17 protein-coding genes are annotated in these 14047 nt (G+C 65.7%); 7 read left to right on the top strand and 10 right to left on the bottom strand.

The features are described 5' to 3' along the window. Window positions 1–27 precede the first annotated feature (27 nt). The 3 genes from ACSC1Y_RS07940 to ACSC1Y_RS07930 form a co-directional block, all read right to left on the bottom strand. Window positions 28–1221 (bottom strand): inorganic phosphate transporter, encoded by a 1194-nt coding sequence (locus tag ACSC1Y_RS07940; protein ID WP_435334221.1) that lies wholly within the window; start codon window positions 1219–1221, stop codon window positions 28–30. A 98-nt stretch (window positions 1222–1319) separates the two neighbouring features. Beyond that, window positions 1320–2012: a DUF5828 family protein gene (locus ACSC1Y_RS07935; RefSeq protein ID WP_435334220.1), complete on the bottom strand. Its 693-nt coding sequence runs from the start codon at window positions 2010–2012 to the stop codon at window positions 1320–1322. 160 nt (window positions 2013–2172) lie between these two features. After that, the gene (locus ACSC1Y_RS07930) at window positions 2173–2388 is read right to left on the bottom strand and encodes a DUF8007 family protein (protein WP_435334219.1); all 216 of its coding nucleotides are present in this window, start codon (window positions 2386–2388) and stop codon (window positions 2173–2175) included. A gap of 96 nt (window positions 2389–2484) precedes the next feature. On the opposite strand from ACSC1Y_RS07930, the gene ACSC1Y_RS07925 reads away from it, so the two are divergent. Continuing rightward, complete coding sequence (locus ACSC1Y_RS07925) at window positions 2485–2862, top strand: cupin domain-containing protein (protein WP_435334218.1); 378 nt, start codon at window positions 2485–2487, stop codon at window positions 2860–2862. Further along, entirely contained in the window at window positions 2855–3487 is a 633-nt protein-coding gene (locus ACSC1Y_RS07920) for a DUF8052 family protein (RefSeq protein WP_435334217.1), read from the top strand. The genes ACSC1Y_RS07925 and ACSC1Y_RS07920 overlap by 8 nt, the downstream gene beginning before the upstream one ends. Before the next feature lie 4 nt (window positions 3488–3491). Here the strand turns inward: ACSC1Y_RS07920 and ACSC1Y_RS07915 are convergent, their stop codons facing one another. The 4 genes from ACSC1Y_RS07915 to ACSC1Y_RS07900 all read right to left on the bottom strand — a co-directional run bounded on the left by ACSC1Y_RS07915 (window position 3492) and on the right by ACSC1Y_RS07900 (window position 7233). Continuing rightward, window positions 3492–5333 (bottom strand): carbon starvation CstA family protein, encoded by a 1842-nt coding sequence (locus tag ACSC1Y_RS07915; RefSeq protein WP_435334216.1) that lies wholly within the window; start codon window positions 5331–5333, stop codon window positions 3492–3494. 233 nt (window positions 5334–5566) lie between these two features. Continuing rightward, entirely contained in the window at window positions 5567–6544 is a 978-nt protein-coding gene (locus tag ACSC1Y_RS07910; RefSeq protein WP_435334215.1) for an ArsA family ATPase, read from the bottom strand. 2 nt (window positions 6545–6546) lie between these two features. Next, window positions 6547–6846 (bottom strand): DUF7990 family protein, encoded by a 300-nt coding sequence (locus ACSC1Y_RS07905; protein ID WP_435334213.1) that lies wholly within the window; start codon window positions 6844–6846, stop codon window positions 6547–6549. Window positions 6847–6912: 66 nt separating this feature from the next. Next, a complete protein-coding gene (locus tag ACSC1Y_RS07900) occupies window positions 6913–7233 on the bottom strand; it encodes a hypothetical protein (protein ID WP_435334212.1) in 321 nt (106 codons plus the stop codon). Between the two features lie 80 nt (window positions 7234–7313). Between ACSC1Y_RS07900 and ACSC1Y_RS07895 the strand changes: the two genes are divergently transcribed. Next, window positions 7314–7490 (top strand): DUF8107 family protein, encoded by a 177-nt coding sequence (locus tag ACSC1Y_RS07895; RefSeq protein WP_435334211.1) that lies wholly within the window; start codon window positions 7314–7316, stop codon window positions 7488–7490. Window positions 7491–7517: 27 nt separating this feature from the next. On the opposite strand, the gene ACSC1Y_RS07890 is transcribed toward ACSC1Y_RS07895, so the two are convergent. Both ACSC1Y_RS07890 and ACSC1Y_RS07885 read right to left on the bottom strand, forming a co-directional pair. Next, window positions 7518–7739 carry a hypothetical protein gene (locus ACSC1Y_RS07890; RefSeq protein WP_435334210.1) on the bottom strand — a complete coding sequence of 74 codons (222 nt, stop codon included), beginning with the start codon at window positions 7737–7739 and terminating at the stop codon, window positions 7518–7520. An 85-nt stretch (window positions 7740–7824) separates the two neighbouring features. Beyond that, window positions 7825–8247 (bottom strand): SRPBCC family protein, encoded by a 423-nt coding sequence (locus ACSC1Y_RS07885; RefSeq protein ID WP_435334209.1) that lies wholly within the window; start codon window positions 8245–8247, stop codon window positions 7825–7827. Window positions 8248–8396: 149 nt separating this feature from the next. On the opposite strand from ACSC1Y_RS07885, the gene upp reads away from it, so the two are divergent. Continuing rightward, a complete protein-coding gene (upp, locus tag ACSC1Y_RS07880; protein ID WP_435334208.1) occupies window positions 8397–9074 on the top strand; it encodes a uracil phosphoribosyltransferase in 678 nt (225 codons plus the stop codon). A 334-nt stretch (window positions 9075–9408) separates the two neighbouring features. Then, window positions 9409–9612, top strand: coding sequence for a DUF7569 family protein (locus ACSC1Y_RS07875; RefSeq protein WP_435334207.1), 204 nt, complete (start codon window positions 9409–9411; stop codon window positions 9610–9612). Between the two features lie 474 nt (window positions 9613–10086). Here the strand turns inward: ACSC1Y_RS07875 and ACSC1Y_RS07870 are convergent, their stop codons facing one another. Further along, complete coding sequence (locus tag ACSC1Y_RS07870; protein WP_435334206.1) at window positions 10087–12135, bottom strand: S9 family peptidase; 2049 nt, start codon at window positions 12133–12135, stop codon at window positions 10087–10089. A gap of 342 nt (window positions 12136–12477) precedes the next feature. Here ACSC1Y_RS07870 and ACSC1Y_RS07865 point away from each other — a divergent pair, with 342 nt between their 5' ends. Next, the gene (locus tag ACSC1Y_RS07865; protein ID WP_435334204.1) at window positions 12478–13506 is read left to right on the top strand and encodes a TAXI family TRAP transporter solute-binding subunit; all 1029 of its coding nucleotides are present in this window, start codon (window positions 12478–12480) and stop codon (window positions 13504–13506) included. Window positions 13507–13590: 84 nt separating this feature from the next. Continuing rightward, complete coding sequence (locus ACSC1Y_RS07860) at window positions 13591–14046, top strand: DUF1850 domain-containing protein (protein ID WP_435334203.1); 456 nt, start codon at window positions 13591–13593, stop codon at window positions 14044–14046. Window position 14047: the final 1 nt, after the last annotated feature.

Raw genomic sequence — 14047 nt, 5'->3', positions numbered from 1 at the left:
GGTGGCTATCACGACTCTGTCGCCGGGTCAGAGAATCGCGGCGACCGCGAGGTAGCCGAGGTAGCTGACCACGAACGCGAGCGCGAGCGATCCGGCCCACGCGAGGACGGTGTAGACCATCTTCTTCCGGCTGACTCCAGCTCCACCGGCGGCGTACCCGCTGCCGATGATGGCACTGACGATTATCTCGTTGAACGAGATGGGGACGCCGACGAAGATCGCGGTCTGGGCGATGGCGAAGCTCGGGATGAGTGCGGCGATGGACCGCCGGGGCCCGAGCGACGAGTAGTCCTGCGAGAGCGCCTTGATCATCCGGGGTGCGCCCGTCCACGAGCCGGCCAGCAGACCGAGCCCGCCACCGACGAGGATCGCAATCGCGGGGACCGCGTAGTCCGAGAGCAGGGGAGCGAGTGGGCCGACGGCGAGGCCGACCTGGCTGCCGCCGGCAGAGAACGCAACCAGTCCGCCGAGGACGAGCAGGAAGTGCCGCTGGCCTGCGTTCTCGTCGCGGGCCATGTCGCGAGCCAGTACCACAGCGCAGAGGGCGCCGATGGCGACCGAGACGGCGACCGTCACGGGGACCGTCGGACCGGGGAGCGAGTGTGCGAGCGTGCGGGCGATAGACCAGCTCACCTCGGGGGAGGGACCCAGCAGGACGAAGCCCACGTTCGCCACGATGACGCCGACGACGCCGGCCAGTATCGGGACCGCGATGCGCTCACTGACGCGTTCCGCCCGGAGCAGTCGAGCGACCGCGTACGCGGCTCCGCCACCGACGAACGGGACGGCAACCCACATCGCCACGATGACCTGGTACTTCTCGTAGGCGGGCTGGCCGCCCATCGCCAGTCCGACACCGACGACCGCACCGGTAACGGTGAACGCGGTCGCGATGGGATAGCCGGCGAAGATGCCGACCGCGACGAGGACTCCAGCGATGAGCAGGCCGACGGTCGCTGCGATAGCGGTCAGGCCGCCGCCAGCGGGGAACCGAACGAGCTGTTCGCCGACCGCTTCGGCGACTCCCTGCCCCTGCAACACTGCACCCGCGAAGCCGAGGATTCCGACGACGAACCCAGCGCGCATGACGGATATCGCGTTCGCACCGACTGCAGGGGCGAACGGTGTGGAGCCTGAAGACCCGGCCCCGATGGACCACGCCATGAATAGACTGGCCAGTCCGGCGACGACGAACGTCGCTATCGTCGCGGCGTCGAGCATTGTCGGACGGTCGACGGGCGGCTATAAGTCGGTATCGTCTCGAGAAGCGAAAGAGGGGACCGACGGTGTCACCCCGCCGTCCCAGTCCGTGCACCGTCTCAGTTCGTGGTGTGTTTCGCGCGGTCGTCGGACTGGGGGGGCTCGACGCCCTCTACGGCTTCGACCTCCGCGGTCTCCTTCTCGGTGTCGACGTGCCAGCGGTCGACCGTGTCCTCGTACTCGTAGAGCCGGTCGGCGACCTCGCTCTTGAGGTGGTCGTCGTTGACGTTGACCTCGAAGATGAACCGGTCCTCGTCGCCGCCGGTCTGTTGGATGTTGGCGGAGACGAGCGCGTTGTCGAAGTAATAGGGTGCGAGCTGTGTCATCACGCGCTGGTAGACCGTACTCTCGACCTTCCTGAGCGCCTTCCGCCCGGCGGAGTCGGCCGCGCGAGCCACGTACTCGATGGACTCGTTCCACTTGCTGACGGCGTCGTTCGTGTCGCCCTCTTCGAGCCGTTCGTAAGATTCGGATATCTTCTCCCCAGCGGTCTGTACGTCCTCGTTCGGTCTCTTACCGGCCTTCTCGCCCTCGCCCTCCTTCACGCTCGCCTGGGCGGCGGTCTTCTCCGAGACGTCCTCGTCGAGTCGGTCGGTGGCCTTCGGCCGCCACTCGTTCCACGCCTCGAACGCGTCGGCGTACTCGCCGTCGTTCGCGTCGAGGTCCCGGAGGGCGCGTGTCACTCTCTCGCCGTGTTCGACGATCTCGGGCCACGTTCCACGCACCTTGAACCCGGAGATGCTCTCTTCCATCGGTTGCTGGTCCGTAGGCCAGCGTCCGTGATAAAGCTTCCAGCGATGTGTCTCGGGTACGGCTGACGGTCACGGGGCACACGGTGCCGACACGGAGGCCGCCGTCCGTGTGTCAGATGGACAGAAGTGAGAAACGACTTCGCCGGACGGACCGGACCGGTCAGCGACCGTAGGTTAGACGCCGCGCCCAGTCGTTCAGCCGGTTCTTGAGCCGGCCGAGTGCGACGACGTGTCCGTTGACCGACCGCAGCTCGTCGTCGTCGAGCTCGATGCGGTCGCCGTCGAACGGGTTCTTCCCGTGCTCGCCGCCGGTCGTCTCGACGACCGAACTCATGGTACATCGACCGCACTGTTCGACGTCGTCGTTCGTTCCCATACGTGTCTCACTGCACGACCGTCTGTTACCAAAAACCTTCGCTCCATGTGACCACACGACAGTGGTTTCTTGTCGGTCGGTTCCGTCACCGGGGGTATGGGGTACCAGCACATCGAGGTGGATTCGATAGATGAGACGCCCGACAGGCCGTCTACACAGCGAAGCATAAGCGGCGCCGCGGACCTCGCGAACGTCGCGTTCAACCGGTACGAGGTCGACCCGGGCGAACAGGTCCCGTTCGTCTACCACGTCCACGACGAGCAGGAGGAACTGTTCTACGTCCTCGACGGGACCCTCGCCGTCGAGACGCCGGAGGGCGAGTACACGGTCGAGTCGGACGAGGTGTTCGTCGCCGAGCCGGACAGTCCCCACCGGGCCTACAACCCCGCCGACGCCGACGAACCGGTCTGCTTGCTCGCGGTCGGTGCACCGGTGGTCGACGACGCCCACGCGTACGATCCAGACGATGCGTGAGGACGAAGCTCGGGCGGACCGGGAACTGGCCGAGACGGGCCAGGCAGACGGTGCGGACGGAACCGCGAACGTTCCCGACTGGGAGGACGAGTACCTCGACCGTGTCTCCGACCGGCTGATGTTCAACTACGACCTCGAGAAGGACCGCGAGGTCGCGGGACGGACGTTCCCGCTCTACGGCAAGATGCTCATCAAGAACCAGAAGCAGTTCTTCATCGCCGCCCTGCGGTACGGCTACCACGAGTCGACAGAGCATCTGTTCGTCGACCGGCGAGACGAGGTCACCACCGCGGACCTCGAGGAACTGGTCGCGCTCGGCCACGAGCTCTCCGACGACTGGATAACGCTCGACGACCACCACTTCGAGACGCAGTTCACCTTCGTCTGCGTCGTTCCCGAGATAGCCGACGAGGTGGCGTCGTTCGTCTCGGGCTTCCGCGACCGGACGCTGCTCAAACACGGCTTCAAGGGTCATTACGAGGTCAATCTCGTGGTCGTCGCTCCCGAACGTGAGCGAGTTGTCGCGAGTGAGAAAGCGGACGTCTGGCGCGCGTTTCAGCTGTGGGACTCGGTCGAGGCCGGGCGAACCGGTCTCGTCGACCGAGTCCGTGGTCTCTTCGGCTGAGGCCTCACTCCTCGCCGGCCACCTCCCCACCGTCCGTGGCGACGGTCCCCGTCCCCTTCGCCTCCTGGATGTGCGTGTAGCCCATCCGGAGGAGCGACAGGGCGAGGTAGACCAGTACCAGTGCGATGAGTATCTGTACTGCCGCGGCCACCTGCATTATCGTCGTCGGCTCGGTGACGTCGGGGCCCCAGTTCCCCAGCACGAACTTCTGGTAGAGGTTCTGCCAGAAGGCCAGGTAGAGTAGCGCCGTGGTCGTCACGGTGAACATGATGGCCATCGGGACGCCCGTACTGAGCAGCTGCTTGCTCTCGTCCCAGTTGGCCAGCCAGATGGTGGCGATGAGCAGCGCGAGTGCGGCGAGCGTCTGGTTCGCGCCGCCGAACAGCGGCCAGAGGTCGGCCCACCGGCCACTCGCGACGAGGACGTACGCAGGCACGCACTGGATGGCTGCCGTCGCGTACTTGTTCGCGCCGTAGCTCTGGAGCGTCGTCTCGGGCGTGCCGATGAGCTCCTCCATCATGTACCGGCCCAGCCGGACGGCCGTGTCGGTGCTGGTCAGCAGGAAGCTCACGAGCACGAGGCCCATGAACGCGGCGGCCAGCGTCTCGTTGATGCCGAACGCGGCGTTCAGGATGATGCCGCCGCCGGTCGCGAAGTTCGGGAGTGCGAGACCGATACCGCTCCCGGTCGGGATGTTCGCGTAGACGGCGACGGTCACGAGCGCGACGGAGGCGAGCAGGCCCTCGCCGAGCATCCCGCCGTAGCCGATCATCCGCGCGTCCGACTCCTTGTCGAGCTGCTTCGCCGTGGTCCCCGACGAGACCAGCGAGTGGAACCCGCTGATGGTTCCGCAGGCGATGGTGACGAACAGCAGCGGGAACAGGGGTGCCGCCGCGAGTTCGGGGTCACCCATGAAGCCCTTGAACGCGGGGAGCTTGATGGCCAGCGTCTGCCCGGCACCGGTGAAGGTCCCGACGATGACCGCGAGCAGCGTGCCGCCGACGCCGACGTACAGCAGGTTCGACGTCAGGAAGTCACGCGGCTGGAGCAGGACCCAGACCGGCAGGACGCTGGCGACGAAGCCGTACGCGATGACGACCGGAATCCACATCGCGATGTTCGTGCTGCCGAGTACGGCCGGAAGCGGCGTCCCGGACAGCAGGACGATGGTTCCCTCCGGATACGGTGCGAACGGCCCCGCACCGGGGGTGAGTGCGATCGGGAACTCCACCCCGACGAAGATACCACCGAAGACGGCCGCGATGAATGCGACCGCCCCGGGCACGAACGGCAGGTCGAGCTGGTAGAGGTACACCCCGAACACCAGTGCGAGCGCGATGTACACCAGACTCGCCGTCGCCGCCTGCGGGTACGCCGTGAAGACCAGCGCGACGACCAGTGCGAACACCGCGATGACGAGGACGATGGTAAGGAACGCGAACCACAGGATCATGTCCTTGCCGCGTTCGCCCACGTACTCGCCGATGATGTACCCGATGGACTTCCCGTCGTGACGGATGCTGGTGCTCAGCGACATGAAGTCGTGCACCGCGCCGAAAAGTGGGTTGCCGATGGCGATCCACAGGAATGCAGGGACCCATCCCCACCAGACCGCTGCCGTGATGGGTCCGACGATAGGCGCTCCGCCCGCGATACTCGAATAGTGATGCCCCAGTAGTACCGGCTTCTTCGCCGGCACGTACTCCTGTCCGTCCTCGTACTTGTGCGCTGGTGTCTCCCGACTGTCGTCCAGCCCCACGAAACGGGATAGATACTTGCTGTACCCGATGTATCCCACGCTGAACGTGAACAGTACGGAGACGACCAACCATATCGCCTGTACCATGTTGAGTTACCTCACGCTAATGCATGACAAACTACCGTTTAAAACTTGTTTAGAGATATGGACAGTAACCCGGCTCTACAACGAAAAATAGAGACCACGTCGTCCTCCCCCGACACGGTGCTCTCGGCGGTGGCGGGTACTCCAAGTCGGCGGCGGTCGCTCCCGTCGGCTGTGCGTACTCTCGCCGGCTGTGCGTGCGCCAAGCGACGGATGAGGGAAACAGGCGACGCTGGTCAGGTAGTACCGTCGACGCGCTGGGAGTCGACCGCGATGTCGAGCTCGGCGGCGACCGTGGTGAGCAGGTCGCCCTTCACCTCCGATACTCGGGACGCTATCTGGGCGACGATGGGCTCGTCGAACCGCGTCTTGACGGTCTCGATGCGCTCTCGTTCGGTCGCACAGCGGTCGCGGAGGTAGCGCGCACCCCGTCCGGTCTCGTCGTCGTCCGGCTCCGGGGTCACCTTGTTGACGACCAGGCCCGCGACGGACAGTCCGTACTCCGTGAGCTGCGAGACGGCCCGGTCCGTCTCGCGGATGGACAGCTCGTCGGGATTGAGCACGAGATAGAACTGGGCGTCCTCGCGCAGCGCCTCGCCGGCGAACTCGAACATCTCCTTTCGCTCGGTCAGCCGGGCGATTATCGGGTCGCTCTCGGCCTTCCGCCGAGCCTCTCGTTCGCCGATGGCTGCCTTCTCGAACAGGTCGATGCTCTTGGCGCGCTTGTCGATGAGGCGGTCGATCCAGTCCTCGAGGAAGTCGGGGAGTGAGAGCAGTCGCAGGGTTCCACCGGTGGGTGAGGTGTCGAAGACGACGCGGTCGAACCGGTCGCTGTTCCGCATCACGTCGATGAACCGGTCGAACAGCGCGGCCTCGTACGCGCCAGGGGTCTTGTGTGCCAGCTCTATCTGCCGGTTGATGTCGTTGACGATGGCCGGACTCACCTGGTCACCCATTGCGCGTTTGGTCTCCATGAGGTGGCGCTCGACCTCCTCGTCGGGGTCGAGCTCCATCGCCCAGAGGTGGTCGATGCCGTCGACCGGTTCCGGTTCGTCGTCGAAGGGCTGGTCGAACACGTCGGAGGTGCTGTGAGCGGGGTCCGTCGAGACGACGAGCGTGTCGAGCCCAGCGTTCGCACATTTCAGGCCGTACGCACAGGAGACGGTCGTCTTACCGACGCCGCCTTTCCCACCGAAGAAGACGAATTTCTCCATAGTCAGTGGAAGTGGTACTGTTCGCCCTTTCGTTCGAGCAGGGTGCCCCGGTCCCACATCCGCCGTTCCCACTGTTCGAACTCCTCGGCGAGGTAGGGGAGCAGCTCCGCAGTGTAGTACGACACCGGACTCGGGATGCCGAAGGCGTCGGCGAAGCACGCGAAGAAGAACGCGTCCTCCTGGTCCTCGGCCTCGTGCTCTATCTTCTCGAACGCCGGGTGTTCGAACATGCCGTGGTACAGCCCGTGGACCACCTCTTCCAGCCACTCTCGGAACGCAGCGATGCGCGCTACCAGTGTCATGTGTTCCCACAAGGCGTGACGGGTCTTAAATCCCGGTTCGATACGAGTCCGCCCCCGGAACCGACGTCAGCGTAGCAAGAGCGGCAGCGAGAGGAGTGCGAGCAGTGCCATCCCCGTCAGGACGACGTAGAACAGCCGCTGGAGCCGGAGCGACGCCGGAATCTCCCCCCGGTGTTCGGGCCGACTGTGCCAGACGAGCTGATGGTACGCCGCACCGACGATACCGGCGAAGACGAGGGTACAGATGCCGATGGCCGCGTCGAGCGCCAGATCGAGCGCGAGCAGATAGACCGGGCCGAAGGAGAAGAGCACGACGACCGCACTGGCGCAGACGACGAAGAACGGCACGGGGTCGACGGGGGTCCCCGAGCGGTTCGTGAATCGCATACGCGCTAGTACGGTTCGAACTCCGTAAAGCCCGCCCCATCCGCGCGGGAACTAAGTGACCCCGGCTCATCGTTCGGACCATGGCATCGCAGGGTGACCCACGGGTGCTGCTGGTGATGAACCTCGTCCTCTCGGCGACGTTCGCGGCGGTCGTCCTCTGGGGCTCGGAGTTCGTCGGCGTCACGGCGTTCACGCTCGACCGGTTCGTCGTGTTCACCGGGCTCATGATGATCATCACGCATCTGGCGACGCGGTAGGTCGCCCCGCAAGGACGGACGCCCCCCTCAGCAGGCGCAACCGGTCGACCCGGGCGACCGTTCGAAGCTCATCTCGCCGCCGCATTCCGGACAGCTCGGCGGCTCGTCGCCCTCGACTTCGGTATCCAGGATACGCTCCGAACAGTCGTCGCACCAGTAGGCACCCTTCGACTGCGTCGCGGTGTCACCGCGGCTGGTCGACTGGGTGGACGCTTCAAGTATCTCCCGAACCGTGCCAAGGATTCCCATATCTCTCCGTTTCCGGACCGGTACGTAAATCCCTGCCCGGTCGTGCACAGCGGCTGCACAGCCAGGGTCGGTCGTAGCCGGCGTCCTACGCGACGGCCGATTCCAGGCCGTCGAGCACCCGTCTGAGTTCTCCGCGACGTTTCCAGCCCGCGATACGGTCGGTCACGACCTTCGCGGGGAGGCCGAGGTCGACCGTCGACTCGGCCGTCACGGTGGTTCCATCCGACGCGGGTTCCAGCGAGAGCCGGGTCCGCATCGCGGCGAACGGCCCACGCTCGCCGACCTGCTCGTAGACGTAGCCCGACCGGTCGCCCTCCTCGAACTCCCGGACCGCGAACTCGGCACGCATCCCCGGGGCGGTCGCCTCGACCAGCCAGCCGTCGTCCGTCTCGGTTACGTCCGCGACCTCGAACGTGCCCTCCAGTTCGACGATCGTTCGGGGGTCGAGTTCTCGGGCGACGGTCGGGCGGGACGCGGCGAGTCGACGGGAGACGGAAACCTCGGCCATCGTCGGGACCCAGGAACCGGGAGGGCAAAGCAGTGGGGGTCGGTGACGCCGCCCGTCGCCACCTCATCGGGCCTGCCCGGCCCAGAGAGGGGGTCTCACGGTCGCCAAGGACCGGTACTTTCTATTGCACGGGAAGCGGCGTTTGTCGTATGACCATCGAAGACCGGGGAGACGCGTACCTCATCACGCACGCGCTCGCCAAGGACACACTGTCGAAGCTCCGAAGCGTCGAGACCGAACAGGTCGCCTTCCGGAAGGGCCTGGTCAAACTCGGCCGTATCTGTGGCTACGAGATCATCGACGGCCGGATGGACACCGAGTACGTCGAGATCGAGACGCCGCTCGAGAAGACGATGGGCGAGCGCGTCAAGGGCCTCGACGACGTCGTCATCATCAACGTGCTGCGCGCCGCGACCCCGTTCGTCGAGGGTCTGCTGAAGGCGTTCCCGCGCGCCCGCCAGGGCGTCATCTCCGCCTCGCGTGACGAGGAGGCCGGCCGCAACGAGGACGGCCAGTTCCCCATCACCATCGACTACGTGAAACTGCCCGAAATCCACGAGGAGGACACCGTCATCGTCGCCGACCCGATGCTCGCGACCGGCTCGACGATGGCCGCCGTCCTTGAGCACGTCCAGGAGCAGGCGCCCGACCCGGAGCACCTGTTCGTCCTCTCTGCCGTCAGCGCCCCCGAGGGACTCCTCCACGTCGGCGAGCAGGTCCCCGACGCCGACCTGCTCACGGTCTCCATCGACGACCACCTCAACGACGAGGGCTTCATCGTCCCCGGTCTCGGCGACGCCGGCGACCGCGCTTTCCGCACGACGTAAGGCTCGAACCGACCGTTTCTGCGACCGTCTCTCGACGACCATTCTGGCGCGCGCTGACGGCAGTCACGAGTCCCGCGAGTGGCCGCCGTCGACGCCGCGTGAGGTCTTCGCGAACGTGTGAACGAAGGCCAGTGAGAGCTTGCTCTCGCCAAGGATGACGAACGGCGAGCCTCGGCGAGCCGTAAGCAGTGGCGCTGTCTTCAGTTCTACCGTGATTCGTGACCTGCTCGGCTCGACCCCTCGCCCAGCGACACGGCGGACTACCCCTGCTCGACACTCATATCTCACTGATGCGACCTCAACGACTTTATCAATCGAACGCGACGCGTGGGACATGACCGACGACGCGTGCGATAGCTGTGGGGAGGCGGTGTCCGATGCCCTGTCGCGGACGGTCCAGCTCGCAGTCGACAGGACCCAGATAGACGCCCAGCGGCTCTGTCCCGAGTGCTTCGCGAACTGGATCGACCGCTACCAGCGTGAGATGCAGCCAGCCGAACGGACCGTGACGCCCGACGACGACATCATCGTCGACTGAGCCCGGCCCAGACGGACGGCCCGAGCGGGAACGGGATCCGGTTCCGCCGTCGGCCCGCTCTCTCGCTTCGACCCCCTCGTTTCGAGTCAAGACCGCCCGAGGGCGGCGCGGAAGGGCTGTCAGTTCTCCGAACGAAACCACCCTTTCGAGTGCGATAGACCGCTGCGAGGGCGATGGAGTTCTCCGGAGAGCTCCCGTTCGGTCCGGTTCGCCCCGTCAGTCGCCGCCCTGCAACCCCTTCGTTTCGGGTCAAGACCGGGAGCAGTCGGAACGTCTGACGCACTGTATTCTCCGGACGAAACCGTGCTATAGAGGCGTATCGAGCGGTACAGATGACTCTGACCCGATGCCGGTGAACCCGAACCGCCGACCTGGAGCGACCCCTCGTTTCGGGTGGGAACCACCAGCAGGGAGTCACTCGTGAACGGAACCAGTCCGGACGAAACGGTCCCAGGTACGTGCCCGTTGGTCACCCTATCGGTTCGCGGTCGAATCGCCCGTCCCGCCGGCCGATAGCCCATCGTCGCGCCCTCGCTCCAGCGCCGGAGGCGCGTCGTGGTGGTCGGAGTAGCCGTCGAACCAGCGGCGGATGCGTTCGATACGGTCGACGACGTGGGCCGGTTCCCCCGACCGGGACAGTTCGTGGCCCTCGCGGGGGTATCGGACCAGTCGGGTTGGCGTCCCTCGCTTGCGGAGGAACCGGAACAGCATCTCCGCGCCCCCGATGGGCACCCGGTAGTCGCGTTCGGCGTGGATGAGCAGCATCGGGTCGTCGATGTCGTCCGCGTGGGCGACGGGGGACTGCTCCCAGAGGAATCTGGGCTCCTCCCACGGGAGCGCGTCGAAGTCGCCCTCGACGAGCTTGTACGCGCGGTCGGTCGAGCCGTAGAACCCGAGCAGGTCGTAGACGCCGCGCTGAGCGACCGTGGCGGCGAACCGGTCGGTCTGACCGGCGAGCCACGCGGTGAGGAACCCGCCGAAGGAGCCACCGGTCAGGAAGACGTTCTCCTCGTCGACGTACTCCCGTTCGCAGACCGCGTCGACACCCGCGAGCACGTCGGCTCCGGTCTTCTCGCCCCAGTCGCGTTCGATGGCGCGCATGAACGCCTGGCCGTAGCCCGACGAGCCGCGAGGGTTGCAGAAGAAGACGACGTAGCCCGAGGCTGCGAGCGTCTGGAACTCGTGCCACATCGTGTCCGCGGGCGTCCACGTGACGTGCGGACCGCCGTGGACCTCGACGACCAGCGGATAGGTCTCGCCGGCGTCGAAGTCGGGCGGCGTGAGCAGCCACCCCTGTATCTCGTCTCCGTCCGGGTTCTCGAAGCGGAGCTCCTCGGGCTGACTGACAGCCCGATCGGTGAGGTACGACTCGTTCAGCCGAGTGAGTCGCGTCCCTTCGCCGCCGCCCGGCGTCGAGAGGAACACGTCGCCGGGATGGTCCCACTCGCTGGCCGTGTAGGCGAGCACGTCCGCCCCGACGGAGAAGTCGCCGACGTGCATTCCCCTGCCGGCGACGACCTGTGTGTCGTCCGCGTCCTCGCCCTCGTTCCAGCGGACGCGGCGGAGGACGACCGACCCCTCGTCGGGGGTCGGGAAGTAGAGGAACTCCTCGTCCGCGCCCCACTGGAGGTCCGGGTGGTAGGCCATCGTCCGGTCGAGGCCGGCCGTCGGCGTGTGGGTCTCGCCGGTCCTCGAGTCGTAGACGCGTATCTCCGTCTGGCGGAGCGTCGACTGCTCGGGCGGCGAGTGGAAGTACGCGAGTCGACCGTCGCTGGTCGCCCGGAGCGGCGTGCCCCAGCTGGTGTCCGTCGTCAGGACTGTCTCGGTCCCGGTCTCGAGGTCCTGCTCGACGAGGGCGACGTCGAGGGAGTCGTCCGGGTCGTCGCCGACCTGTCGCCCGTAGTAGAGCGTCTCCGCGTCGCCCCAGCTCGGCCCGAAGTGGTCGACCTCTCCGGTGGTGAGCCGACGGACCGAGTCGTCCGACAGGTCGGCGAGATAGACGTGGCCGCGGCGACCGTCGAAGTAGTCCACGTCCGCGCGGTAGACGGTACGGTCGATGACGCGCGGGTCCGGCTCCTCGGGCTCGTACTCGCCGTCGACCTGGCGGTCCCGGTCGTCGGCCCGGTCCTCCGCCGTCACCTGCTGGAGGAACGCGACCCGTTCGCCGTCGGGCGACCACTCGATGCTGGAGACGCCACCGACCACGGTCGTCACCTGACGGGCCTCGCCGCCGTCGGCGTCGATGACCCAGAGCTGCTGGCGGTCGTCCGCCTCGCCTCGCGTGCTGGTGAACGCGAGTCGGTCGCCGGATGGACTCCACGTCGGCTCGGCATCGACGCCCTCTCGCAGGGTGAACCGCCTCGGTTCGCTTCCGCCGACCGGGCAGACGTAGATCGACGCCTCGTAGGACTCGTCGTCGTCGGGGACCGTCCGGACGAACGCGACCCGCTCACCGCAAGGTGAGACGGCAGGTGCCGCCGGAAGCGCCAGTTCCCGGTAGTCGACTGCGTCTATCGTTCGCATAGCGGCGACGATGGCGGGGGAGGCCAAGCAAGTTTCGCACACTCGCGTCGGTCGTGGACGACCGGGTCCGCGACCTGGACGACCGTGTCCACTTCCCAATGCGCTGTATAGTCTCGAATTCGGCACTTTGCTAGACAGTCTTTGTCGTGTTATATGATATATAATGACGAGAGGAGGCGGAGAACGGAACCGGGTCGGTCCAGTCGTTTATTTATATTTGTTATGGACTCTGGACAAAGTTTTCACCTGAAGTGCTATTATAGGGGTTGAAAGTGGATTATTTCAGACTGTTCCGCGATTGCTGTAGTAATATATATACTCGGGCAGCCCCTCGGCCTGGGTATGTTCGACGATTACAACCGTCGTGACTTCATCCGCGCGACCGGTGCAGTCGGTCTCGCAGGACTCGCAGGATGTACAGGTGGCGATGACTCCGACTCCAACGGAAACGGTGGAGACGGCGACGACGGAACCACGAAGAAAGACGGCGGCTCCGGCGGAGACGGCGGCTCCGGTGGCGGCAAGAACCTCTCGTGGCACGCAGGCGGCACGGGTGGCACCTACTACCCGCTCTCGAACGAGTTCAAGAAGATCGTCGAGGCGAACTCCAGCCACACGCTGACGGTCAAGTCCACTGGCGCGTCCGTCGCGAACGTCGGCTCGCTCGCACAGGGTAAGGCCGACTTCGCGCTCATCCAGAACGACGTCGCCTACTTCGCCAAGAACGGTGAGGGTCTCGACGAGTTCAAGGGCAAGCCCATCGAGAACCTCCGCGGTGTCGCGACGCTCTACCCGGAGACCATCCACATCATCGCCCGCGGCGACTCGAACATCTCGACCATCGGCGACCTGAGCGGCAAGGTCATCAACACGGGTAACCTCGGCTCGGGTACCCAGGTCAACGCGGTCCAGATCCTCGAAGCCGTCGGTATCTCGGACTACACCGAGCAGAACACCGGCTTCTCCACCGCGACCGAGCAGCTCAAGAACGGCGACATCGACGCCGCGTTCGTCGTCGGTGGCTGGCCGGTCGGCGCGGTCGCCGAGCTCGCGACGACGAGCGACATCACCATCGTCGAGGTCAAGGGTGACAACCGCAAGAAGATCAAGGACGCCGCGTCCTGGTTCGCGGACGACAAGATCCCCGCAGGCACCTACGACGGCGTCGACTCCGCGAAGGAGACCGTCTCCGTGCAGGCGATGATCGCCACCCGTTCCGAGCTCGACGCGAAGGTCGTCGAGGAGGTCACGAAGGCCATCTTCGACAACACGAGCGACCTGACCATCAAGACGGACTTCATCACGAAGGACTCCGCGCAGGACGGCATGTCCATCGAGCTCCACGAGGGCGCCAAGGCCTACTTCGGGTAGCACTGTAGCCAACCGCTTTTTGCATACGCGAGTACAGAACCGATGCGAGCCATTTCGAGAACCCACGTAGTCGTCGCGGTATTCGTGCTGCTGAGCGCAGCCGTTACCGCTGGGGCGGTGTTGCCCGGTGAGCGTGTCCTCGTCGTCGAGAATTCGGAGACCGGTGAGACGTACGTCACGCAGCCGGTCGACGGGAACTCGACGGTCGTGCTCGCATACAATCACAGCGTCGAGGAGACTCCCATCCGCGACGTCTATCACGTGCGGAACGACTCGCTCGTGATGACGCGGATGGAGTTCCAGTCCTACGGCTGGGGTCTCCCGTCCCGCAACCAGAACGTCACGACCGAGGACGGTTGGTTCGTCCTCACGTTCGACCGTCCGTACCAGGAGATATCGGTCCAGCCACACCACGACGCCGGCCACGAGCTGGTCGTGGACGGGCACAACTATGACCTCGTAACCCGAACCGACGAGCAGTCTGTCCGAATCTACACACGGCGCCAGTCGAAACTCACGACGCTGCTTTCAGCACTGTAGT

The sequence above is a fragment of the Haloarchaeobius lipolyticus genome, assembly GCF_051208015.1.
Taxonomy (GTDB): Archaea; Halobacteriota; Halobacteria; order Halobacteriales; family Natrialbaceae; genus Haloarchaeobius.
Note: the sequence above shows the minus strand (reverse complement) of the source record. Positions and strands in the feature narration are given on the sequence as shown.